The following is a 23,298-nucleotide window of genomic DNA, read 5'->3' as shown; positions in this document are numbered from 1 at the left end:
CGCAACGCGAAAGGGCGCCAGATCCAGTTCGGCTGAGCTTGTAGAACCTCAAGCGCGGTTGAGCTCAAGAGGCCTTTTCAGGAATGTATGGCGAACGCCGCGACGCTTGAAGACCGGCTTTTGATGAGCTGTCAGTTGGCGGTGCTGCGCAGCTGGAACTGGCTGACGCCGATGGCGATGTTGATGCCGGTCTGCGTCTGCAAGCTGAGAGGCTGCAGCGTGAAGGCCTGTTCGGAGCCGCCGACGAGTAGATTGGCGCCGGCGCCGACCGCCGCCGTCAACTCGGCGCTGGCGCCGACATAGTCGCCGGCAAGGGCGCCCGGCGCATAGATGTTCTTCAGCGGCGTCAGCACCAGCCACTGCATGACACTCTGTTTGGTGGTGCCGATGTCCAGCCCGTATTTGTTGACGGCGCCGAAATAGGCCTCCGGCGCGAAAGTCTTGTCGGCGGGCGTGAAGGTGCAGCTCAGGTCCTTGCTCGAGCCGAAGACAAAGCCGGTGCCGCCGCCGATGGCGCAATCGAGCACGCCAAGCTCGACGCCGCCGCTCTGCGCATCGGCCTGTCCCGCGCAGGCGGTAGCGATCAGAGCAGCGGCAATGATGGTTCTTGGCATGGCGGTCCCCCCAAAAGCATGCGGCGCGAAACAGTAACCTGTTCCGCGCCGCGCGTAAGGGAGCAAATGCGCCTTATTTGAAGGAGTGGATCAGCTCCAGCGAGGTGACCGCCACCGCCAGGTTGACGCCAGTCTGCGCCTGAACGCTGAGCGGCTCGAGCATGAAGGCGCCACCCAGCCCGCCGACCAGGAGATTGGCGCCGCCGCCGGTCACGACACTCGCCTCGGCGTTGACGCCATAATAGCTGCCGGCAAGGTCGCCCTCGTCATGGCTTCGGGTGGCGGCCAGAACCGCCCATGCCAGCTGGCCCTGATGCGTCTGGCCGACATCGATGCCGAGCTTGGAGATCATTCCCGTGTACTGCTCGGCCGGCCCATGATGATACGGGCGGAAGGTGCAGGACACGCCCTTGTTCGAGGTGATGACATAGCCGACGCCGCCGTCGATGGTGCAATCAAGCGTGCCAAGCCGGAGCGTGCCGGCGTTGACGGGGAACGCGAGGACCGTGGTGGCGAGCGCGGCGGCATAGGCAAGTGTCTTGATCATTGGAAAGGTCCTTTCGCAAATTTGGCCCCGGTTAACGGTCGAGGTGCGTGGAGCGTTCCGCCGAAAACTTGGCGCGAACATGGCAAGGGTTAACGCTTTGCCCTCGCTGTCAGCATGGGTGACAGCGGTTCGTCGTCGGACACGGCCGGCGGATTTTCCAAGCATCTGCGACTGAGGATCGGTTCTTTTGGGCGGAAGGCCTCGTTGGCGACCAGGCCTTCCAGCCATGCGGGATCGACCCTATCGACAGGGCGTCGCGCGGCGCGCCGGCTGTATCAGCTGGCGCTGGCGGTGTTGGTGCGCGACAGGCCGTCCTTGGCCGGCTGGTAGTTCGGATCGAGATGAACCGCCTCGCGGTAGGACTTCGCCGCCCGCGCCTTGTCGCCGCGCCGCTCGTAGATCAGCGCCTGGTTGGCCCAGGCCTCGGCGTTCTTGCCGTCGAGCTTGATGGCCATGTTGAAGTCGGAGAAGGCGTTGTCCTCGTCGCCCGTCGCCAGATAGGAGAGGCCGCGGCCGTTGTAGGGCTCGGCGGCGTCCGGCGCCAGCGAGATGGCGGTCGAGAAATCCTCGATGGCGAATTTGTGCTGACCCTGGCTCTGATAGATCAGGCCGCGATTGTGGTAGGCGCGGGCATCGGTCGTATCGAGCTGGATCGCCTTCTGGAAATCGTTGAAGGCGTCCTGGGTGCGGCCCGCCTTGCGGTAGAGATTGCCGCGGCCGATAAAGGCGGCGTCGTAATTGGCGTTGATCTGGATCGAACGGTTGTAGTCGGCGAGCGCGGCCTCCTGGTTGCCGAGGAAGCGCTGGATGAGCGCGCGGTTCGAATAGGCCTGGTAGAAATTCGGGTTGAGCTGGATGGCGGTGTCGAAGTCCTTCAGCGCCGCCTGGTACTGGCCGCCGCGGCCATAGGCCGAACCGCGCACATTGTAGCCTTCCGGATCCTGCGGATTGCGCTGGATCACCGCCGACAGCGAGGAGATGTTCTCGGTCGAGCCCTGCGCCTTGTCGATGTTGTTGAATTCGCCGGTCGGGGCCGTCTGGCATGCGGCAAGCGCCAGGCCCGAGAGCAGGGCCGCCGTCAGGGCGAAGCCGCGCATTGCGGTTCTGCGCTCCACGGAAATTGAATTCATCTCTGCTTTGTCCTCACTGCCCGCCGCGCCGTCAGGTCCGTTCCCTCTCCGAACCGGGTCAAACTTCATCACAAAGTGTCAGAGCATCCGTTGTGCGTCCAAGCAGGCGCACGTCGCTCTAAGCAAAAGGGTGGCGGCGATTCCGCATCGCGCCACCCTTGGGTATCCTTCGAAAAGGACGAAAAATTGGCGGTATCAGCGCGGCGAACGCGCAGCACCCGCAGCGCCAGCCGGAGCCGGACGCGGCGTCATCGGCAGCAGGCCTTCGCGCTGGGCGCGCTTGCGGGCCAGCTTGCGGGCGCGGCGCACGGCCTCGGCCTTTTCGCGGGCGCGCTTCTCGGAAGGCTTCTCGTAGTGACCGCGCATCTTCATTTCGCGGAAAATGCCTTCGCGCTGCATCTTTTTCTTCAGCGCGCGGAGCGCCTGGTCAACATTGTTGTCGCGGACGAGTACCTGCACGTGCAATCCTGTCTTTCGGGTTTGAAATCAACAGGCAAGCGGCCATAGCCACTATGCCTCCGCGGCAGGTTGCACCGCGAATTGTGGCGGCTGATAGCAGAATCAGGCCGTCCTGTCCACTGCCGAATGCAATCGAGCGGCGAAATCGCAACCCGCCGCTGCCGGTCGGACGTCCCGCTACGCGGTCGCCAGGTGCAGGCGGGCGAAATCCTCGAAGAATTCGCCGTAGTCGCAGGTGATCTCCTCGCCCGCCGCGATGTCGCGGGTCGCGGTCGCCCCGCCATACTGCGAGAAATCCGTGTTCGGCCGCTCGGCATGGTTCATGAAGCGGCCATTGTCGACCTCGTAGACCATGAAGCCCGGCCGGTCGGGGCTCGGATAGGCGTAGCGGTCGAGCAGCTCCTTCAGATGCGGCGGCGCCGCCTCGTATTTCTCCATCGGGATCAGCCGGTCGAAATCCGGATCGAGGCGCCAGATCGAGGCGCCCTTGCGGATCGGCTCGGCGGCGAAAACGCCGACACCTTCGATGGCGCTCTGGGCGACGTAGGTCCTGATCAGCAGCATCTCTTACCGTCCGTTATCGACGGGAAACGGAATCGTCAAATCGGAGCGAAATGCAAGGCCGCTTCGTGAGATTTTCGGCTGGCGGGCAGTGCTGTGGCCGCCTATCCCTTCACGTCCGGTTGATCGAGACGCCGCCATCGGCAAACAGTGCGGTGCCGGTGGTGAAGCTCGATGCGTCCGAGGCGAGATAAAGCGCCGAGCGGGCGATCTCTTCCGGCTGCGCCACACGCTTCAACGCATGAAGATTTTCGACGAACGTCCGCGATTCTGGGGTCTTGAATGTCGCCGCCGGCGTGTCGGTGCCGCCCGGCAACAAAGCGTTGACGCGCAAGCCCTGCGGTCCGTATTCGGCCGCAAGCACCTGTGTCAAACCGATCAACCCGGCCTTGCTTGCCGCGTAGCTCGTCATGCCGGGCATGCCGACGGTGTGGCCGACAAAGGTGGAGGTGAAGATCAGCGAGCCGCCGCCGCGCTTGATCATCGCCGGTACCTGGTATTTCGCGCCGAGAAACGCGCTGGTCAGGTTGGTATCGAGCGTCTCGCGCCAGCCATCGAGCGACAGCTCGGAAATCGATCCCATCTGCCCGACGGCGCCGACATTGTTGAAGGCGATGTCGAGGCCACCGAACGTTTCGACCGCGAGATCGACAAGGGCCTTGGCATAGGCCTCGTCGCGGACGTCGCCGGCAAGCGCGACTGCGCTTCCGCCGGCCTCCTCGATCTCGTCGGCCAAGAGGTCGAGCTCTGCCTTGCGCCGGGCTGCGATGACCAGACTGGCGCCCTCTGCGGCGAACAGCTTTGCCGTGGCGCGGCCGATGCCGGAACTGGCGCCGGTGACGATGGCGACCTTGTCTGTCAGTGCGAACATCTTCTGAGCATCCTTCTTTCGTGCCGGCCTTGCCAGCGATTGGACGCTTGGTCGCAAATGGCGGCGGTCCGGGCCACCCGAAAGCTGCATTGAGGTTTGTGCCGCGTGGCTTGGTTGCTCGCCTGTGGATGCCACGGCGCAAAACGGCAAGCGCCGTCGCAAACAGCGCAAGGATGGCTGCGCGGTTTCGCTAGTGATACTCCTCGCGTGCCGAGGCGGGGATGCCCGGCCGCAAAATTCCGCGAAAGCTACTGGCGCGAGGCCTGGAACGTGAAGAAATATTCGGTATTCGCCATCGCCCGCGAGGCCATGCGCGGCCACAAGGGCTGGGAAGAGCAATGGTCTTCGCCGGAGCCGAAGAAGGAATACGACGTCATCATCGTCGGCGCCGGCGGCCATGGCTTGGCGACCGCCTACTATCTGGCCACCGTGCACGGTATCACCAATGTCGCGGTGCTGGAGAAGGGCTGGCTCGGCGGCGGCAACACCGGCCGCAACACCACCATCATCCGCTCCAACTATCTCTATGACGAGAGCGCCGGCATCTATGACCATGCGCTGAAGCTGTGGGATGGGCTCTCGCAGGAGCTCAACTACAACGTCATGTACTCGGCGCGCGGCGTCATGATGCTCGCCCACAATGTGCACGACATCCAGGTGCTGAAGCGCCACGTGCACGCCAACCGTCTCAACGGCATCGACAATGAATGGCTGACGCCGGAGCAGGCGAAGGAATTCTGCCCGCCGCTCAACATCTCCAAGGATGCGCGCTACCCCGTCGTGGGTGCGGCCTTGCAGCGGCGCGGCGGCACGGCGCGCCACGACGCGGTCGCCTGGGGCTATGCCCGTGGCGCCTCGGCGCGCGGCGTCCACATCATCCAGAACTGCGAGGTGACCGGCGTCAAGCGTGCGGCCAATGGCGCGGTCACGGGCGTCGACACGACGCGCGGCTTCATCGGCGCCAAGAAGGTCGGCGTGGTCGCCGCCGGCCATTCCTCGGTGATCATGAACATGGCCGGCGTGCGCATGCCGCTGGAGAGCTACCCGCTGCAGGCGCTGGTGTCGGAGCCGGTCAAGCCGGTGGTGCCTTGCGTGATCATGTCGAACACGGTGCACGCCTATATCTCGCAGTCCGACAAGGGCGAGCTGGTCATCGGCGCCGGCACCGACCAGTACGTCTCCTATTCGCAGACCGGCGGCCTGCACATATTGCAGCACACGCTCGACGCCATCTGCGAGATGTTCCCGATCTTCACGCGCATGAAGATGCTGCGCTCCTGGGGCGGCATCGTCGACGTCACGCCCGACCGCTCGCCGATCCTGGCCAAGACGCCGGTCAAGGGCCTCTATGTCAATTGCGGCTGGGGCACCGGCGGCTTCAAGGCCACACCGGGCTCGGGCCACGTCTTTGCCCACACCATCGCCAAGGACGATCCGCACCCGATCAACGCGCCCTTCACCATCGAGCGCTTCCGCACCGGCCGCCTGATCGACGAGGCGGCAGCGGCGGCGGTGGCGCATTGATGGCTGCCGAAAGGCTTTGCGACCAACCGGCCACCGGCCACGGCGAATTGTAGGAACCAACAAATGCTTCTCATCCGCTGCCCCTATTGCGAGGAAGAGCGCCCGGAACTCGAGTTCCGCAACGCCGGCGAGGCGCATATCGCGCGCTCGACCAACATTGCCGGCGAGAGCGACGACGATTTCGAGAAGTTCTTCTTCATCCGCTCGAACCCCAAGGGGGTGATCTATGAGCGCTGGCGCCACATGCATGGCTGCGCGCGCTTCTTCAACGCCGTGCGCGACACCGTCACCGACAAGTTCATCATGACCTACAAGGCCGGCGAGCCGAAGCCTGCGAAGCTGCCGGGAGCCTCGAAATGAGCATCTCTTTCCGCATTTCCGGCGCCGGCCGCCTCAAGCAGGCGAAGACCGCCCGCTTCAGCTTCGACGGCCAGGCCTATACCGGCGTCGAGGGCGACACGCTGGCCTCGGCGCTGCTCGCCAACGGCGTCCATCTCGTCGGCCGTTCGTTCAAGTACCATCGGCCGCGCGGCTTCCTGTCGGCCGGCGCGGAGGAGCCCAACGCGCTGGTGCAGATCGTGCGCGACGATGCACGTAAGACGCCGAATGTGCGGGCGACCGTGCAGGAGCTCTATGACGGGCTCACCGCCAACTCGCAGAATCGCTGGCCGTCGCTCGCCTTCGACGTCGGCGCGGTCAACGACATTGCCTCGCCGCTGTTCTCGGCCGGCTTCTACTACAAGACCTTCATGTGGCCGAAGGCGGCCTGGAAGAGCCTCTACGAACCGAAGATCCGCGCCGCGGCAGGCCTCGGCGTGTCGCCGGACAAGCCTGATCCCGACCACTACGGCGCGCGCTATGCCCATTGCGAGGTGCTGGTGCTGGGCGGCGGCGCTGCCGGCATCGCCGCGGCGCTCGCCGCGGCCGAGACCGGCGTCAGGGTGATCCTCGCCGACGAGCAGGCCGAATTCGGCGGCAGCCTGCGCTTCGAGGCCGGCGCCAGGATCGACGGCGAGGACGGCTTTGCCTGGGCGCAAGCTGCGATCGCCAGGCTCAAGGCAATGGACAACGTCCGGTTGCTGACGCGCACGACTGCTTTCGGCTATTACGCGCAGAATTTCGTCGGCCTGGTCGAGCGCGTCAGCGACCATTTGCAGAACCCCGGCCGCGAACTGGCGCGCGAGCGCCTCTGGCAAGTCCGCGCCAGCCGAGTCGTGCTGGCGACCGGCGCCATCGAACGGCACATGGTGTTCGCCGACAACGACCGTCCGGGCGTCATGCTGGCCTCGGCCGCGCGCACCTATCTCAACCATTACGGCGTCGCCGTCGGCAGGAATGTCGGCGTCTACACGGCAAACGATTCCGCCTATGCGGCGGCGATCGACCTGAAGAAGGCCGGCGTCAACATCGCGGCAATCGTCGACCTGCGCGACAACCCGACCGGACCGGTGATCGACGAGGCGAGAGGACTGGGCATCGAGATCAATTTCGGCCGCGCCGTTGTTCGCGCCGGCGGCAAGCTGCGCGTGTCGTCGATGACGGTGCAGCCGAAGAATGGCGGCGGCGAGCGCACCATCCCGGTCGACGCGATCCTGATGTCGGCCGGCTGGACGCCGTCGGTGCATCTGTTCTCGCAGTCGCGCGGCAAGGTCGCCTTCAACGAGGAGACGCGGCGCTTCGTGCCGGGAACCTACGCGCAGGACTGCGTTTCGGTCGGCGCCTGCAACGGCACGGATGGCCTCGACGCGACGGTCGACGAGGCCTATGCGGCGGGCGCCAAGGCGGCGAAGGAGGCCGGCGGCAAGGCGGGTAAAGGCGCCAAGCCGAAGGTCGATGCCAGCGAGAGCTGGTCGCGCGGCATGCTGGGCGCCGCGCCCGGCGCCGGACAGGGCACGACGGTCAAGGCCTTCGTCGATTTCCAGAACGACGTCACCGCCAAGGACATCCGCCAGGCGGTGCACGAAGGCATGCACTCGATCGAGCATGTCAAGCGCTTCACCACCAACGGCATGGCGACCGACCAGGGCAAGACGTCCAACATGCACGGCCTGGCGATCGCCGCCGAGACGCTCGGCAAGCCGATCCCGCAGGTCGGCCTCACCACCTTCCGCGCGCCCTATACGCCGGTCACCTTTGGATCGATCGTCGGCCATGCGCGCGGTGCGTTGTTCGACCCGACGCGTCGGACGGCGATCCATCCCTGGGCCGCGGCGCAAGGGGCGGTGTTCGAGGATGTCGGCCAGTGGAAGCGCGCCTGGTATTTCCCCCGGGGAGCCGAGGACATGCACGCAGCCGTGGACCGCGAATGCGTCACCGTGCGCAAGACGGCCGGCCTGTTCGACGCCTCGACGCTGGGCAAGATCGAGGTGGTCGGGCCGGACGCGGCCAAGTTCATGGAACTGCTCTACACCAATCCGTGGGAGAAGCTGGAGCCCGGCCGCTGCCGCTATGGCATCATGCTGCGCGAGGACGGCTTCATCTATGATGACGGCGTCGTCGGCAGGCTGGCGCCGGACCGCTTCCATGTGACGACGACGACGGGCGGCGCTCCGCGCGTCATGCACCATATGGAGGACTATCTCCAGACCGAGTTCCCGCATCTCAATGTCTGGCTGACCTCGATCACCGAGCAGTGGGCGGTCATCGCCGTGCAAGGGCCGAAGTCGCGCGACATTATCGCGCCGCTGGTCGAAGGCATCGACATGTCGGACGAGGCGCTGCCGCATATGTCGGTGCGCGAAGGCAAGATCTGCGGCGTGCCGACGCGGCTGTTCCGCATGTCGTTCACCGGCGAGCGCGGCTTCGAGGTCAACGTGCCGGCCGACTACGGCCAGGCCGTCTGGGAGGCGCTGTGGGCCGAGGGCCAGAAGCATGGCGCCTGCGCCTACGGCACCGAGTCCATGCACGTGCTGCGCGCCGAGAAGGGCTACATCATCGTCGGCCAGGATACCGACGGCACGGTGACGCCGAACGATGCAGCCCTCGACTGGGCGGTCGGCAAGAAGAAGCCCGACTTCGTCGGCATCCGTGGCATGGCCCGGCCGGATTTGGTCGCCAAGGGTCGCAAGCAGCTTGTCGGCCTCAAGACTAAGGACCCCAAGGTGGTGCTGGAAGAGGGCGCGCAGATCGTCGAGGATCCTGGCCAAGCGATCCCGATGAAGATGATCGGCCACGTCACCTCCAGCTACTGGTCGGAGAATTGCGGCCGTTCGATCGCGCTGGCGCTGGTCGCCGGCGGACGCGACCGCATGGGCAAGACGCTCTATGTGCCGATGCCGAACGGGACGATCGAGGTGGAAGTCACCGGCATGGTGTTCTTCGACGAGAAGGGGGAGCGCCTCAATGGCTAAGGCTGCCGCAAAGACAACCGCTGCCGGCTCGTCGGCCGAGCGCCGTCCGGCGCTGGCCGGGCGCACGATAGAGGCGAAGGGCGTCACGCTCGCCGTGCTGGCGCCGGCCGAGCGCATTTCGGTACGCGCGCCGGAGGCTTCGCTGACCGCGCTTTCGAAGGCGCTCGGCGTGAGCTTGCCGACAAAGCCGAAGACCTCGGCGGCCAAGGCCGGGCGCACGGCGCTCTGGCTCGGACCGGACGAATGGCTGGTGATCGACGAGGCGGGCAAGGATCCGCTCGCCGACTGCGCCAAGGTGACGGCGCTGCATTCGGCGGTTGACATCTCGCACCGCAACGTCGCGTTTTCCGTCACCGGCCCGGCGGCCGCCGTGACCGTCAACTCCGGCTGCCCGCAGGATCTCTCTCTTGACGCGTTCCCGGTCGGGGCGGCTTCGCGCACCATCCTCGGCAAGGCCGAGATCGTGCTGCTGCGCACGGCGGCGGATGCCTTCCGGGTCGAATGCTGGCGTTCGTTCTCGGACTATGTCTTTACTCTGCTGTCGGAAGCGGCGAGCGACGCGGCGGCGTGAGGACAGGAACCATCGCCACGCCACGCCGTTTTGCGGCAGCGTGTCGAGGGAGAATGCCGATGCCGTCGAAATCCGCGCCGAAGCCACCGCCAAGGAAGACGGCGGCCGTCCGCTCGCTCGAGCACGAACGAACACACGAGGTCGAGGAAGAGGAACTCGAGGAAGGTCTCGAGGACACGTTCCCGGCCAGCGATCCGGTGTCGATCACCTCGACCTCCATTCCGGGCGGCCCCGCAAGACCTGGCAAGGCCAAGACGGTGCCGGGGCGCAAGCCACGCAGGTAAGAAGGCCAGCAAAAAGGGCGGTCAGGATATCCTGCCGCCCTTTGAGTATTTCGTGGCGTTCGAACCGCCTTAGAACGTGCTGGGCACGATCCACGGATCGATTTCGATGCCCAGACGCTGGCCCTTGGCGGCGTCGGTCTTGGTCGTCGCGCCGGTCTTTTCGACCGAGCCGGTCGTGCCGCAATCGAGCTTCACATTGGCGTTGGTCTGGACGCAAGCCGCGGCAGGAGCCTGCTTGGCCTGATGGCTGGTGCCGGCGAAAGCGGCGCCCGAGAAAGCCAGGACGGTAGCGAGAGCGAGGATTGTCTTTTTCATCATCTTTCTCCGGTCAATCTTGTTCGTACATGTACGATATGGCGTACATATACGTCCGGAGGAGTGGGAGTTCAAGTGAGAAATTGTACATGTACGGTCAAATTTTCTGAAAATACGAAAATGTCGCACTGCGCGACGCTCGGCCAGATCGGACGGTAAAAGCCGGGGGTTCGCTCCTGCGCAATTCCGGCCCAAAACCGCTGGGCGGAATTGCTCCAGTCAGCAGTTGACTGGCGTCTCGGTCAGCGGCGGCACGTCCTGCGTCGAAAGCGAGGCAAGCGTGAAATCGCACATCCGCTTCACGAAGGCCTGCGGGTCACCGAACGGATAGAACGGAAAGGTGATCAAGAGCGAGATCGTGCCGTGGCCGACCGCCCACAGCATGGTGGCGATGGCGCGCGGGTCGCCCTTGAGCTTGCCGGCGGCGACGCAGGCCTCGACCCTGCTGATCAGCACCTTCATCGCCGGATTGCCCTCTTCCATGTCCTCGTAACTGCGGCCTTCCGGCAGCCGGGTCTTTTCGGTCATGAAAACGGTGCGGTATTCGTTGGGATTGCCCAGGCCGAAGGCGGCGTACTCGGTCATCACCGCCTGCAGGGCCTCGATCGGATCGTCGGCGGGGTGCGCCTCGATCCGCCGCGCCAGCGTCTCGAAGGCGTCCTCGGCCAGCGCGAACAGGATGTCCTGCTTGTCGGCGAAGTAGGAATAGACCGACATCGGCGCGTAGCCGACCCGCTTGGCCAGCTTGCGGATGGTCAGGCCCTCATAGCCTTCTTCCTGAACGAGCTTGTGGGCCGCTTCGACCAGTTCGGAGCGCAGCTCTGCTTTCTGTTTTTCGCGGCGTGTCTGGACGCTCAACGGCAAGGTTTGCCTGCCTTCGTTGGTTGGTTGCCTTGTTAAATTATATACGCTGTACGGAAACGAACAAGTGCGTGGCAGGTTCCCCAACGTCCGCCCTAACCCTTTGTTCCAACGCAATTCCTAGATGGCGCCGATGCCGCCGTCGAGCGCCAGCGCATGGCCGGTCATGAAGGAGTTGGCGGGATCGGCAAGAAACAGGATCCCCGTCGTGATCTCGTCAACCTCGCCGACCCGCTTCATCGGCACGCCGCGCGTGAGTTCGGCAATCGCCTCGGCTTCCGGGGAGCCGCTGGCGCGGACGAAGCCGTCCACCATCGCGGTCCTGGTATGCGCGGGACAGACTGCGTTGATGCGCACGCCCTTGGTGGCATATTCGGCAGCGGCCGAGCGCGTCAGCCCGACAACGCCATGCTTGGCGGCGGCATAGACCGACAGCTTGGGCGCGCCGGACAGGCCGGCGACAGAGGCGACGTTGACGATGACGCCGCCCTTGCCGCTTGCCTTGAACTGCCGTTCCATCTGCGGGATCTGGTGCTTCATGGCGTAGAAGACGCCGAGCAGGTCGACCTCCAGCACCCGGCGCGCCTCGTCCGACGCCACCTGCGGCAGGCGCACGAAGGAATGGACGATGCCGGCATTGTTGACGGCAATATCGAGCCGGCCGTACTTCTCCACCGCCAGCGCGACGAGATCCTCGGAGAGTTTCTCGTCGGCGATGTTGCCGGGGAGGATTGTCGACTCGACATCAAGCGTCGCGGCGAAATCGCGTAGCGCAGCCTCGTCGAGATCGGAAAGAACCAGCCGCGCACCTTCGGCGGCGAAGGCGTTTGCCGCGCCGCGGCCGAGGCCGCCGGTCGCACCGGTGATCAGCACCGTCGCTCCATCGAAACGGCCCATCGCTCAGTTCTCCCATTGTCAAATCTTGTTGTCGATCAGGTCCACGGCGAGCGCGGCAAGCAGTTTTACCGCCTCGCCATAGGTCCTGGCCTTTTCCGGATTGGAGGCGTTGCCGTCCAGCGCGCGGCGGTAGACGCCCTGGCAGATCGCCGCCAGCCGGAAGAAGGAGAAGGCGAGGAAAAAGCTCCAGTTGCCGATGCCGGCAAGGCCGCGGCGGCGGCAATAGGCGTTGACATAGGCTTCTTCCGAGGGCAGGCCGAGGGCTGCGCGGTCGACCCCGCCGAGGCCGCGAAAGCCCGATGCATGCGGCAGGCGCCATTGCATGCATTGATAGGCGATGTCGGCGAAGGGGTGGCCGAGCGTCGACAGCTCCCAGTCGAGCACCGCAATCACTTGCGGCTCGCTGGCTGCGAAGATCATGTTGTCCAGCCGGTAGTCGCCATGCACCAGCGAGACCCGGCCATCATCGGCCGGCATGTGCGTCTCCAGCCAGGCGATCAGCCGATCCATGTCCGCCACCATGCCCGTTTCGGAGGCGCGGTACTGGCTGGTCCAGCGGCCGAACTGGCGTTCGAAATAGCTGCCGGACTTGCCGAAATCCACAAGCCCGACAGCTTCGACGTCGACATCGTGCAAGGCGGCCAGCGTTGCGTTCATGGCGTCGTAGATGGCGGCGCGATCCTCGTTCCCGGATGCATCCGGCAGCGACGGGTCCCAGAAGATGCGGCCGTCGAGGAACTCCATGAGGTAGAACATGCGGCCGATGGGCGATTCCTCGCCTGACAGATGCAGCATGCGCGGCACCGGCACGGCGGTGGCGGCAAGCGCCTTCATCACCCGGAACTCGCGATCGACCTGGTGCGCTGATTTCAGCAACTGGCCCGGCGGCTTGGCGCGCAGTACGTAGCGGCCGCTTGCCGCGGTCAGAAGATAGGTCGGGTTCGATTGTCCGGATTTGAACTTCTCGATGGCGGAAAGCCCGCCAAAACCCGGGATATGCGCCTCGAGATAGGGCGCAAGCGCCGCCTGATCGAGCGCGTTCAGGTCGTTCATGCGGTCTCGGGCTGGCGCTCGATTAGCGTCAGGGTCAGCCAGCGCGCGGTCAGCGCCGGCTTCTTCGAGCCCTCGATCTCGATGGTCACGTCATGCGCCGTCTGCACCCAGCCCGAGGGCCTGACCTTGACGTCGGCGAGCACGAAACGGGTGCGGATGCGCGCGCCGGTCTTTACCGGCGCCAAAAAGCGCAGCGAATCGAAGCCGTGGTTGACGCCCATCTTGCTGTTTTCGAGCGGCGGCATGGTCTCGAAGGTCATCGCCGAGAGCAGCGACAGCGACAGGAAGCCATGCGCGATGGTGCCGCCGAACGGCGTCTCGCGGCTGGCGCGGTCTGGGTCGCAGTGGATGAACTGGTGGTCGTCGGTGGCGTCGGCGAACTGGTCGATCATGCGCTGCGTGACCACACGCCAGGGCGACACGCCGACTTCCTTGCCGACGCTGGCCAGAAGCACATCGAGACTGATCGGTTCCACGCTGATGTCCTCCACTTCACCCCCGCCGGCGTTCCGGTCGGACATTCATTCCTTGAACAGGGTCAGCCCATGCTGCACCGACTGGCCGCCGTCGATCGGCAGGATGGCGCCGGTGACGTAGCTGCCCGCACGGCTGCACAAATAGAGCGTTGCGCCGGCAATGTCATCCGGCATGCCGATGCGGCCGATCGGAACATGGCCGCCGACATGTTTCGCCTGTTCCTCGGTTCCGGTCGCAAAGGCAGTCATCCGGCTCTGGAAGGGACCGGGGGCGAAGGCGTTGACGGTGATGCGGCGGGCGGCGAACTCGATCGCCAGCGTGCGCGTCAGGTGATGAACCGCGGCCTTGGAGGCGGTGTATGAATAGGCATCATCGGCAAGCGGCTGCGTGCCCATCACCGAACCCAGATTGATCACCCGGGCCGGATCCGCCTCGCTGGCGGCGGCGTCGAGCAGTGGCAGCAGCTCGCGCGTCAGATGGAAGACGGCGGTGACGTTGACGCCGAACACCTTGGCCCACGCGTGGTAGGGGAACTCTTCCAGCGGCGCGCCCCAGGAGATGCCGGCATTGTTGACCAGAATGTGCAGCCGCTCCGTCCGCGCCTTTACCTCGGCGACGAGCGCGGCGATGCCGGCCTCGCTGGAGACGTCGCCGGCAAAGCCCTCGGCATGCCCCGGGCCGCCGAGGGCGTTGAGTTCGTCCGCGACCTTGATGCAGTCCTCGCCCTTGCGGGAGGCGATCATGACGCTGGCGCCGGCCCTGACCAGGGCGGTCGCCGCCATGCGGCCGATGCCGGTCGCGGCACCCGTGACCAGCGCGGTCTTGCCGGCGACCGAGAACAGCTCGTCCAGATAGCTCATGGCGCTCCTCCGCAATCTCGCCGCAGGCCGAGGCCAGGGGACTCGCCTGGGGACTCGCGTTGACAAGGCTAGCCGAAGTACGGTCATCCTTGCCACGGGTAAAGAGGCATCTCCGAAAGGACCGGAAGCGATGGCGGATATGAATCTCGGCATGACCGAGCGACTGAAGCCGATCCACGCGCGCGTCGCGGCGATGGTGCGCGACGAGATCGCGCCGCTCGGCGAGGAGTTCCTGGCCGAGATCGGCAAGGGCGGCGACCGCTGGGTCTACACGGCGCGGCAGACCGAAATCCTCGAGGGCCTCAAGAAGACCGCCCGGGAACGCGGGCTGTGGAACTTCTGGCTGACCGGTTCCGAGCGCGGCTATGGCCTCTCCACGGTCGAATACGCCTATCTGGCGGAGGAGATGGGCAAGGCGCATCTGGGAGCCGAGACCTTCAACTGCTCGGCGCCCGACACCGGCAATATGGAGGTGCTGGAGCGCTACGGCTCGGCGGAGCACAAGCAACAATGGCTGGAGCCGCTGCTCGACGGCAGGATCCGCTCGGCCTATCTGATGACCGAGCCGGACGTCGCCTCCTCCGACGCCACCAACATTTCGATGCGCTGCGAGCGGCGCGGCGACGATTATGTGCTCAACGGCGAGAAATGGTGGGCGTCCGGCGCCGGCGATCCGCGCTGCGCCATCTACATCGTGATGGTCAGGACAGGCTCCGGCGACGATCCGCGTCATCGCCAGCATTCGATGATCCTGGTGCCTTCCGATGCGAAGGGCGTGACCAAGCTCAGGGCCATGCAGGTCTATGGCGACGACGATGCGCCGCACGGCCACATGCATCTCAGGTTCGACAATGTGGTCGTGCCGGCGTCGAACCTGATCCTCGGCGAGGGCAGGGGCTTCGAGATCGCGCAGGGGCGGCTGGGACCGGGCCGCATCCATCACTGCATGCGCGCCATCGGCCAGGCCGAGATGGCGCTGGAGATGCTGTGCCAGCGCTCGGTGCGCCGCGAGGCCTTCGGCCAGCCCCTGGCGAAACTCGGCGCCAATTTCGACACCATCGCCGAATGCCGCATGGAGATCGAGATGGCGAGACTGCTCTGCCTCAAGGCGGCATGGATGATCGACCAGGGCGACGCCCGCGCCGCCGCGCCCTGGATCAGCCAGATCAAGGTCGTGGCGCCGCGCGTCGCGCTCAAGGTCACCGACGAGGCGGTGCAGATGTTCGGCGCGCAAGGCATCAGCCAGGACACGCCGCTGGCGCGCTCGTGGACGCATCTGCGCACGCTGCGCCTCGCCGACGGGCCCGACGCCGTGCACCGCCGGCAGGTGGCGCGAACCGAGCTGAAGAAATACACGCAGGAGAAGGTCTGAGCGCGAGGCTTGGCCAGTCACTGCTCTGCGACAAGCAAGGAGTATCCCCGATGACCCTCCCATCCGAAATGAAGGCGCTGCTGCTGACCGGCGACGGCTACACCAAGACGCCATCGGGCAGCGCGCTTGAGACGATGGACCCCTATCTCGAGCAAGGCACGATCGCGGTGCCGACACCCGGACCGAGCCAGGTGCTGATCAAGGTCAGCCTGGCCTCGATCAACCCGTCCGACGTCGCCTTCATCAAGGGCCAGTACGGCCAGCCGCGGGTCAAGGGTCGGCCGGCCGGCTTCGAGGGCGTCGGCATCGTGGCCGCGACCGGCGGCGAGCCCTACGCAACGGGTCTGGCCGGCAAGCGCGTCGCCTTCGCCACCGGCCTGTCGAACTGGGGCGCCTGGGCCGACTATGCGGTCGCGGAAGCGGCGTCCTGCATCCCGCTGCTCGACACGGTGCGCGACGAGGATGCGGCGGCGATGATCGTCAACCCGCTCACCGCGCTCGCCATGTTCGACATCGTCAAGCAGGACAGCGAGAAGGCCTTTGTCATGACAGCCGGCGCCAGCCAGCTCTGCAAGCTGATAGCGGGCCTCGCCAAGGAAGAGGGCTACAAGCCGATCGTCACCGTGCGCCGCGACGAGCAGATCGCGCTGCTCAAGGAAGTCGGCGCCGCCCATGTGCTCAACGAGAAGGCGCCGGATTTCGAGGCCAGGCTGCGCGAAGTGATAAAGGCAGAGCAGCCGCGCATCTTCCTCGACGCGGTCACCGGGCCGCTGGCCTCGGCCATCTTTAACGCCATGCCGAAGCGCTCGCGCTGGATCGTCTATGGCCGGCTCGACGCGGAGCCGACGGTCATCCGCGAGCCGGGCCAGCTGATCTTCCAGCACAAGCATATCGAAGGCTTCTGGCTCGCTGAATGGATGCGCGAGCACCGCGACCGGATGGGTCCGGCGGTCATGGAGGCGCAGAAGCGCTTTTCCGACGGCCGCTGGTCGACGGATGTGACGGCGGTGGTGCCGCTGGAAGAGGCGATCGGCCGCGCGGCGGGGGAGCTCGCCAAACCGAACGGCAAGGTGTTCATCAAGCCGTAGGTTTTCCCTTCACCCCGTTCACGGGGAGAAGGTGCCCGAAGGGCGGATGAGGGGCGGCGCTGACGGCCGTGATTGGCCGTGCTGCTGGCGTTCGTCGTCATCGATACCAGGCGGCAATCTCGCAAGCTTGGTGCTGCCCCTCACCTGCCTGCCGGCATCCTCTCCCCGTATAGTGACGGGGAGAGGAGAGCTAGACCTACTCCGCCGGCTCGACGTTGGTGTAGGCGGCTTCCTCGAGCTCGCGCTTCAGCCGTGCTTCCTCGTGCGTCTTCGGCGTAACGAAACGGCCGAGCAGCAGATAGGCGACCGGGGTCAGGAACAGGGTCGAGACGGTGGCGAGGCCAAGCCCGCCGACGATCACCCAGCCGAGCGCAATGCGCGCCTCGGCGCCGGCGCCGACGGCCAGCACCAGCGGCACGCCGCCGAGCACGGTGCAGATCATCGTCATCATCACCGGGCGCAGGCGGATGATGGAGGCCTGCTCGATCGCCTCGCGCACCCCGAGCCCGCGGTCGCGCAGCTGGTTGGCGAACTCGACGATGAGGATGCCGTTCTTGGCCATGACGCCGACGAGCAGCACCAGGCCGATCTGGCTGTAGGCATTGAGGCTGGTCCCTGAGAGCAGGAGCGCGAAGATCGCGCATGCCAAACCCAATGGCACCGTCGCCATGATGATGATGGCGCTGACGAAGCTTTCGAACTGCGCGGCAAGCACCAGCAGGATGATGACCAGAGCGAAGCCGAAGATGGTGATCATGGCGCTGTTGGTCTCGCCCAGCGTCGCCGCCTCGGCGAGCGGCAGGATGCGGCTGCCCGGCGGCAAGAGCGGCGTGGCGATCTCCTCGGCGCGGCTCAGCGCGTCGCCGAGCGCGAAGTCGCCTGACAGGTTCGAGGTGATAGCGACCGACGGCTGCTGCTGCTCGCGCGTCAGCGACGGCGGCACGGCGCGTTCGGTCAGCGTGGCGATGGTCGACATCGGCAGGAAGCGACCGTCGCCGGTCTTCAGGAAGATGTTCTCGAGGTCGGTCGGGTCGTTGATCGGGTTGGTCGTCGACACCAGCTTCACGCCATAGCTGCGGTCGGCGATATAGACGTCGACGACGTCGTTGCCGTCGAGCATGGCCTGCAGCGTGTCGGCCAGCCCGGTGATGTCGATGCCGAGGTCGGAGGCGCGTTCGCGGTCGATGGCGACGGCAAGCTGGGGCTGGGTCGGGTCGACGGTGAGCCGTGGCGTCTGGAAGCGCTGATCCTTCTGCATCTCGGCAATGACCTTGCCGGCCGCCTCGCCGAGCGCCTTGCGGTCGTTGCCGACCAGCGCGAACTGCAGGCCGTTGCCGGCGCCGCGAATGCCAAGGCTGTTGGGCTGTACGGGGAAGACGCGCACGCTCGGCACCTGCCTCGTCAATCGGCTGATCTCGGCCACGATCTGCTGCTGGCTGCGCGCGCGCTCGCTCCACGGCGCCAGCGTCATCACCATGAAGCCTGAGTTGTAGGCGCCGTTCTGGCCGGCGTTTTCGAAGGTGCTGCGGATATCGCCGGAATCGCGTAGCGGCTGGATCAACCTCTCGATCTTCTGCATCTGCTCGGTCGTGTAGTCGAGGCTGACGCCTTGCGGCGCGCTGATGCGCAACAAGACGACGGCGCGGTCCTCGCTCGGCGTCAGCTCCTGGCGGATGGTGCCGAAAAGCGTGAAGGCGATGCCGGCAAAGAGCACGGCCACCAGCACCACCAGCCACGGCGCGTCGAGGCAGGCGTGCAGGCAGCGCCGGTAGGTCGCGTTCAGCGCGCCGCCGATGCGGGCGCCGACGCCCTTGCCGCCTTCATGGTGGAGCGAGGCGCTGGACAGCATGCGCGAGGCGAGCATCGGGCAAAGGGTGAGCGCGACCACGCAGGACAGAAGCACCGACATCGCCAGCACGAAGCCGAATTCGCGAAACAGGCCGCCGGTCTGGCCGGGCAGGAAGGAGATCGGCACGAAGACGGCGACCAGCGTCAGCGTGGTGGCGATGACGGCGAAGAACACTTCCTGCGCGCCGAGCACGGCGGCGGCGCGGGGCCCCATGCCTTCGTTGCGCCGGCGCACGATGTTTTCGAGCACGACGATGGCGTCGTCGACGACGAGGCCGGTCGCCAGCACCAGCGCCAGCAGCGTCAGGATGTTGACCGAGAAGCCGGCGAGATAGATCGCGGCGATGGTGCCGATCATGGCGACCGGCATCGACAGGCCGGGGATCAGCGTCGCGCGCCAGTCGAGCAGGAAGGCGTAGATGACGATCAGCACGATCGAGACCGAGAGCGCCAGCGCGATCTCGACCTCGTGCACGGCGCCGTTGACAAAGACCGCGTCGTCGCTGGTGACCTTGATCGACATGCCCTTGGGCAGGTTCTCCTGCAGCTTGGCGACCGCCGCCCTGACGCCGGTCGAGATGTCCAGCGTGTTCGATTCCGCCTGGCGGATGATGCCGAGGCCGATGCCGGTCTTGCCGTCCGAACGCAGCGCCGTCTGGCCGACGTCGGGGCCGAGCGTGACGGTGGCGACATCGCGGATGCGCGTCTTGCCGCCGACGGTGATGTTCTCGAACTCCTCCGGCGTCGTCACGTCCGCCGTCGTGCGCACGATCAGGTCCTGGTTGGTGGTGGTGATCGAGCCGGCCGGCGAATCGAAGGCGACCGAGGCAAGGGCCGTGCGGAGATCGGCGACGGTGAAGCCGTGGCTGGCGAGCTTGTTCTGGTCGACGTCGATGCGGAAGATCTTGTCGCGGTCACCGGAGACCTGGACGTCGGCGACGCCCGGGACGGCGGCGAGCTCGTCCTCGATCTGGTCCTGGACGATCACCGTCATGTCCTGCACCGACATGGTGTCGGAGGTGACCGCCAGTCGCATCACCGGCTCGGAATTGGCATCGGCCTTGACGATGCGCGGCGTGTCGGCCGTGTCCGGTATCTGGTTGGAGATGCGGCTGACGGCGTCGCGCACATCGGAGGCGGCGACGTCGAGATCGACACCGTCGTTGAACTCGATGGTGACGCGGCTGTTGCCGAAGGAGGAGGTCGACGAGATCGACTTGACGCCGGAGACGCGCGCGACCGCACCCTCGATCGTGTCGGTAAGCTCGCGATCGACGGTCTCGGCTGCCGCGCCCTCGAAGGTGGTGCTGACGGTGATGACGGGGCGGTCGACATCCGGCAGTTCGCGGATCTCGACGCCATAGAAGGCGGCAAGGCCGGCGACCGCGATCAGCGTGTTCAGCACCAGGGCCATGACCGGCCGGCGGATGAACAGCGCGGTGAAGCCGCTCTCGCTGGCGATGTTGGCGCCGCCGCTCATGGGTTGCCGGCTTCGGCGGCGCGCTGCTCCTCGCCGGCGATGCGGACCTCGCCGCCCTCGCTGACGCTCTGGGTGCCTTCGGTCACCACCATGTCGCCGCTGACGATCGGCGCGTCGATCAGCACTGTCTCGGTGTTGCGCTGGATGATGCGCACCGGAACGCGTTTGGCCTTGCCGTCGGCGACCGCCCAGACATAGGCGCCGTCGGACCCCCACAGGATGGCCAGCGGACTGACCGCCGGATAGGAGTCGCCCGGGAATTTCATGCTGATCTGGAACGACATGCCGGCGCGCAGCGAGTCCGCCGGGTTGGCGATCGTCGCCTTGACCAGCAGCGTGCGGCTGACCTCGTCGATATGGTTGTCGATTGCCGAGACCGTGCCGGTATAGACCTGGCTGGGGTTGGCGATCGGCGTCGCCGACAGTTGCGCGCCGACCTTGACGGCGGCGGCGAAGCGCTCGGGCACCAGGAAGTCGACCAGTATCGAGGAGCGGTCGTCGAGCGTGGCGATGGCCGACTGGCTGGTCACGTAATTGCCGGCGGAGATCGGCAGGATGCCGACCGTACCCGCTATGGGCGCCACGATCGAACGGCGCTGCAGGGCTAGCTCGGCGTCGCGCAACGACAGCTTGGCGTTGGCCAGCGCCACCTCGGCATCGGCGACGGCGACCGGCGTCGCGGCGTTCGAGGCCCGCAGCGACTTGACCCGGTCGAGCTTGTCCTGCGCGTCCTGCAGGCCGACCTTGGCGCGGTCCTCGGCAATCACCTCGGTGTCGGAATCGAGCGTGGCGATGACCTGGCCCTTGTCGACATGGGTTCCGGAGGCGACCAGGAATTGCACGAGACGTCCGGAACTGTAAGGGTTGACCGTCACCGAGGCGTTGGCTCGGCCGGTGCCGATCGCTTGCAGGCGGTCGTTGATGGTGGCGGTGCTCGCCGGCAGGGCGACGACATTGGCCGGTCGCCGGGTGCTGTCGCGACCGCTCGCCTGCCTTGCCGGGTCGACGGCGCCGGTCGTCTGCGCCGATGTCGCGGCATCGGCCCATTCGATGCCCCAGCGTGCCAGCACCTCATGCGCGCCGGGGAAAAAGCGTACCCAGGCGGCCGCGGCGGCCACCAGGATCACAAGCGCAAAAACGATCTGTTTCCAGGCGGCCATCGGCACTCCGGTCGGCAAAACGCCTACAGTTTCCCCAAGCAAAAAACGCAGCGACGCACCCCGGCAATGTGCGAAGCCACGCGATATCATGGCTTTATGGCAATTCTGCCGCTGCCGTGCACATTAAATCTGCGTAACGTTGGCCGGCCGCCGGACCAAAGGTTGCCTAGCGCAGCCCTTCCAGCTCACGGATGCGCTTGGCGCCGTCGGCCTCGAGCTGCCTCGTGACGGCGCCGATCAGCGTCTCGGCGACGACGAAGAGGGCGGCCGAGGAATCCCAGGCCGAGGGCACGGCGGTGCGCCCGGCGATGACATGGCGGGCGAAACGGGCGATCGGCGACAGCCACTGGTCGGTGAACAGCACGATCTGGACGCCGCGCTGATGCGCCGTCTCGGCAAAGCGCACCAGGCTGTCCTGGTAGCGCCTGATGTCGAAGATCACCAGCACGTCGCGCTTGCCCATGTCAATCAGCCGGTCGCGCCAGATGCTCTCCTGTCCGGCGAGGTGGTAGACGTCCGGCTGGACGATGGCGAGGTGGGCGGCCATGTAGCGCGCCAGCGGATCGGTGAAGCGGCCGCCGATCAGGAAGGTCTTGCCGCGCCGCTCGGCAAGTTTCGCGGCGATGTCGGCCAGTTGCTTGTCGGACAGGTGCCTGAAGGTCTCGCGCATGTTCTCGAGCGTCGCCTCGAGCATCGGCGACACCGCGCCGCCGCCGGGCGAGGCCGGGTTGAGCGTGCGCGATGCCGGCGACTGCAATTGCGCCGCCAGCTCGTCCTGAAGCGCCGACTGGAATTCCGGATAGTTCTGGAAGCCGAGACGGGCAACGAAACGCAGGATCGTCGGCGAGGACACGCCGGCGGCGGCCGAAAATTCGGCGACGGTCTTAAGCCCGATCAACGGATAGTTGGCGATCAGCGTCTGCGCCGCGCGCCGCTCGCCGGCCGGCATGGCGCCGATGCGGTCGGAAATCAGTTCGGCGATGCTGGAGATCATGGTTTTTCCCCCACCTATTGGCCCGGTCGACGCCGTTCCCCGAAATCGCGTTTGACAAAGCCGGACAAACTGTATGAAATCATCCGCAGGGACGCAATGAGACAAAATACGTAACATACGATACAGCGCTCCCGAGGGGACGACTGACTATGGAGACAGCACGGCCCGCCAGCCCTGCATCGCCTGAAACCGTAAGGGTGACCAACCCCGGCGGGGCGAGCCCATTTGTTCTGACTTGCGACCACGCCTCCAACTTCCTGCCGCCTGAATTCGGCACGCTCGGCCTGCCGACGGAGGACCTCTCCCGCCACATCGCCTGGGATCCCGGCGCACTGCCCGTCGCCCATCGCATGGCCGCCGCGCTCGATGCCACGCTGGTCGAAACCCGCATCTCGCGCCTCGTCATCGACTGCAACCGGCCGCTCGATGCGCCGGACCTCGTGCCTCCGGTCAGCGAGACCACGGTCATTCCCGGCAATGCCGGTCTGTCGGACAATCAGCGCGCCGCGCGTATCGATCTGTCGTGGCGGCCGTTCCATGACTCGATCGCAGGCATCATCGACGAGCGGCTGGCGCGCGGACAGGAAACGCGGCTGGTGTCGGTGCATTCCTTCACGCCGGTCTACAAGGGCAAGAGCCGGCCCTGGCACATCGGCATCATCCATGACGAGGACCGCCGGCTGGCAGCGCCCCTGATCGCAGCGCTCAAGCGGCTCGCCGGCGTCACTGTCGGCGTCAACGAACCCTATTCGCCGGCCGACCGCGTCTATTTCACGCTGGAACGCCATGCGCGCTCGCGCGGCCTTGCCTGCGCGATGATCGAAATCCGCAACGATGAAATCTCCGGCGAGGCCGGGCAGCGGAGATGGGCGGATCTGCTCACCGGCATTTTTTCTGATCTGGAGCCCGAGGAGGCCAGCGGCTCCCGACAACGCGCAGTGGGATAGTCAGTACAATCGGCCAGCTAAGAACTAAAGGGGAC

At 66.0% G+C, this 23,298-nt stretch carries 23 protein-coding genes; 8 read left to right on the top strand and 15 right to left on the bottom strand.

The window, feature by feature from the left end; all coding sequences use genetic code 11:
- Positions 1-131 precede the first annotated feature (131 nt).
- The 6 genes from EN857_RS08095 to EN857_RS08070 all read right to left on the bottom strand — a co-directional run bounded on the left by EN857_RS08095 (position 132) and on the right by EN857_RS08070 (position 4,182).
- Positions 132-614 carry a DUF992 domain-containing protein gene (locus tag EN857_RS08095; RefSeq protein ID WP_127393779.1) on the bottom strand — a complete coding sequence of 161 codons (483 nt, stop codon included), beginning with the start codon at positions 612-614 and terminating at the stop codon, positions 132-134.
- A gap of 73 nt (positions 615-687) precedes the next feature.
- Positions 688-1,161, bottom strand: coding sequence for a DUF992 domain-containing protein (locus tag EN857_RS08090; RefSeq protein WP_127287195.1), 474 nt, complete (start codon positions 1,159-1,161; stop codon positions 688-690).
- A 275-nt stretch (positions 1,162-1,436) separates the two neighbouring features.
- A complete protein-coding gene (locus tag EN857_RS08085; RefSeq protein WP_127287196.1) occupies positions 1,437-2,291 on the bottom strand; it encodes a tetratricopeptide repeat protein in 855 nt (284 codons plus the stop codon).
- 195 nt (positions 2,292-2,486) lie between these two features.
- A complete protein-coding gene (rpsU, locus tag EN857_RS08080) occupies positions 2,487-2,750 on the bottom strand; it encodes a 30S ribosomal protein S21 (RefSeq protein WP_126058367.1) in 264 nt (87 codons plus the stop codon).
- Positions 2,751-2,927: 177 nt separating this feature from the next.
- Positions 2,928-3,314 carry an SET domain-containing protein-lysine N-methyltransferase gene (locus EN857_RS08075; RefSeq protein WP_127308941.1) on the bottom strand — a complete coding sequence of 129 codons (387 nt, stop codon included), beginning with the start codon at positions 3,312-3,314 and terminating at the stop codon, positions 2,928-2,930.
- Positions 3,315-3,423: 109 nt separating this feature from the next.
- The gene (locus EN857_RS08070; RefSeq protein WP_127391340.1) at positions 3,424-4,182 is read right to left on the bottom strand and encodes an SDR family oxidoreductase; all 759 of its coding nucleotides are present in this window, start codon (positions 4,180-4,182) and stop codon (positions 3,424-3,426) included.
- A gap of 270 nt (positions 4,183-4,452) precedes the next feature.
- Here EN857_RS08070 and EN857_RS08065 point away from each other — a divergent pair, with 270 nt between their 5' ends.
- The 5 genes from EN857_RS08065 to EN857_RS08045 all read left to right on the top strand — a co-directional run bounded on the left by EN857_RS08065 (position 4,453) and on the right by EN857_RS08045 (position 9,911).
- The gene (locus tag EN857_RS08065; protein ID WP_127286937.1) at positions 4,453-5,706 is read left to right on the top strand and encodes a sarcosine oxidase subunit beta; all 1,254 of its coding nucleotides are present in this window, start codon (positions 4,453-4,455) and stop codon (positions 5,704-5,706) included.
- A gap of 63 nt (positions 5,707-5,769) precedes the next feature.
- Entirely contained in the window at positions 5,770-6,066 is a 297-nt protein-coding gene (locus EN857_RS08060; protein WP_127286935.1) for a sarcosine oxidase subunit delta, read from the top strand.
- Positions 6,063-9,056, top strand: coding sequence for a sarcosine oxidase subunit alpha (locus EN857_RS08055; RefSeq protein ID WP_127308943.1), 2,994 nt, complete (start codon positions 6,063-6,065; stop codon positions 9,054-9,056). Before EN857_RS08060 ends, EN857_RS08055 begins: the two co-directional genes overlap by 4 nt.
- Positions 9,049-9,627 carry a sarcosine oxidase subunit gamma gene (locus tag EN857_RS08050; RefSeq protein WP_127391341.1) on the top strand — a complete coding sequence of 193 codons (579 nt, stop codon included), beginning with the start codon at positions 9,049-9,051 and terminating at the stop codon, positions 9,625-9,627. The genes EN857_RS08055 and EN857_RS08050 overlap by 8 nt, the downstream gene beginning before the upstream one ends.
- A 59-nt stretch (positions 9,628-9,686) precedes the next feature.
- On the top strand, positions 9,687-9,911 hold the full coding sequence (locus EN857_RS08045; protein ID WP_127308945.1) for a hypothetical protein: 225 nt from the start codon (positions 9,687-9,689) through the stop codon (positions 9,909-9,911).
- A 69-nt stretch (positions 9,912-9,980) separates the two neighbouring features.
- Here EN857_RS08045 and EN857_RS08040 read toward each other — a convergent pair whose 3' ends face one another.
- The 6 genes from EN857_RS08040 to EN857_RS08015 form a co-directional block, all read right to left on the bottom strand.
- Positions 9,981-10,226 (bottom strand): DUF680 domain-containing protein, encoded by a 246-nt coding sequence (locus EN857_RS08040; RefSeq protein WP_127286101.1) that lies wholly within the window; start codon positions 10,224-10,226, stop codon positions 9,981-9,983.
- A gap of 219 nt (positions 10,227-10,445) precedes the next feature.
- The gene (locus EN857_RS08035) at positions 10,446-11,090 is read right to left on the bottom strand and encodes a TetR/AcrR family transcriptional regulator (protein WP_127391342.1); all 645 of its coding nucleotides are present in this window, start codon (positions 11,088-11,090) and stop codon (positions 10,446-10,448) included.
- Between the two features lie 117 nt (positions 11,091-11,207).
- Positions 11,208-11,984, bottom strand: a complete 777-nt coding sequence (locus EN857_RS08030) for an SDR family oxidoreductase (protein WP_127391343.1) — start codon at positions 11,982-11,984, stop codon at positions 11,208-11,210.
- Positions 11,985-12,002: 18 nt separating this feature from the next.
- Complete coding sequence (locus EN857_RS08025; protein ID WP_127391344.1) at positions 12,003-13,037, bottom strand: phosphotransferase; 1,035 nt, start codon at positions 13,035-13,037, stop codon at positions 12,003-12,005.
- A complete protein-coding gene (locus EN857_RS08020) occupies positions 13,034-13,558 on the bottom strand; it encodes a MaoC family dehydratase (RefSeq protein WP_281015710.1) in 525 nt (174 codons plus the stop codon). The genes EN857_RS08025 and EN857_RS08020 overlap by 4 nt, the downstream gene beginning before the upstream one ends.
- The gene (locus EN857_RS08015) at positions 13,559-14,374 is read right to left on the bottom strand and encodes an SDR family oxidoreductase (protein WP_127391345.1); all 816 of its coding nucleotides are present in this window, start codon (positions 14,372-14,374) and stop codon (positions 13,559-13,561) included.
- Between the two features lie 130 nt (positions 14,375-14,504).
- On the opposite strand from EN857_RS08015, the gene EN857_RS08010 reads away from it, so the two are divergent.
- Positions 14,505-15,746 (top strand): acyl-CoA dehydrogenase family protein, encoded by a 1,242-nt coding sequence (locus EN857_RS08010; protein ID WP_127391346.1) that lies wholly within the window; start codon positions 14,505-14,507, stop codon positions 15,744-15,746.
- 50 nt (positions 15,747-15,796) lie between these two features.
- On the top strand, positions 15,797-16,834 hold the full coding sequence (locus EN857_RS08005; protein WP_127391347.1) for a zinc-binding dehydrogenase: 1,038 nt from the start codon (positions 15,797-15,799) through the stop codon (positions 16,832-16,834).
- 196 nt (positions 16,835-17,030) lie between these two features.
- Here the strand turns inward: EN857_RS08005 and EN857_RS07995 are convergent, their stop codons facing one another.
- From EN857_RS07995 to EN857_RS07985, 3 genes are all read right to left on the bottom strand, one after another.
- Entirely contained in the window at positions 17,031-20,162 is a 3,132-nt protein-coding gene (locus EN857_RS07995; protein ID WP_127391348.1) for an efflux RND transporter permease subunit, read from the bottom strand.
- Complete coding sequence (locus EN857_RS07990; RefSeq protein ID WP_127391349.1) at positions 20,159-21,322, bottom strand: efflux RND transporter periplasmic adaptor subunit; 1,164 nt, start codon at positions 21,320-21,322, stop codon at positions 20,159-20,161. The genes EN857_RS07995 and EN857_RS07990 overlap by 4 nt, the downstream gene beginning before the upstream one ends.
- A gap of 166 nt (positions 21,323-21,488) precedes the next feature.
- Positions 21,489-22,316 (bottom strand): MurR/RpiR family transcriptional regulator, encoded by an 828-nt coding sequence (locus EN857_RS07985; RefSeq protein ID WP_127284149.1) that lies wholly within the window; start codon positions 22,314-22,316, stop codon positions 21,489-21,491.
- 149 nt (positions 22,317-22,465) lie between these two features.
- On the opposite strand from EN857_RS07985, the gene EN857_RS07980 reads away from it, so the two are divergent.
- A complete protein-coding gene (locus tag EN857_RS07980) occupies positions 22,466-23,263 on the top strand; it encodes an N-formylglutamate amidohydrolase (RefSeq protein WP_127308953.1) in 798 nt (265 codons plus the stop codon).
- Positions 23,264-23,298: the final 35 nt, after the last annotated feature.

It is taken from the genome of Mesorhizobium sp. M4B.F.Ca.ET.214.01.1.1, assembly GCF_004791545.1.
Taxonomy (GTDB): Bacteria; Pseudomonadota; Alphaproteobacteria; order Rhizobiales; family Rhizobiaceae; genus Mesorhizobium; species Mesorhizobium abyssinicae.
Note: the sequence above shows the minus strand (reverse complement) of the source record. Positions and strands in the feature narration are given on the sequence as shown.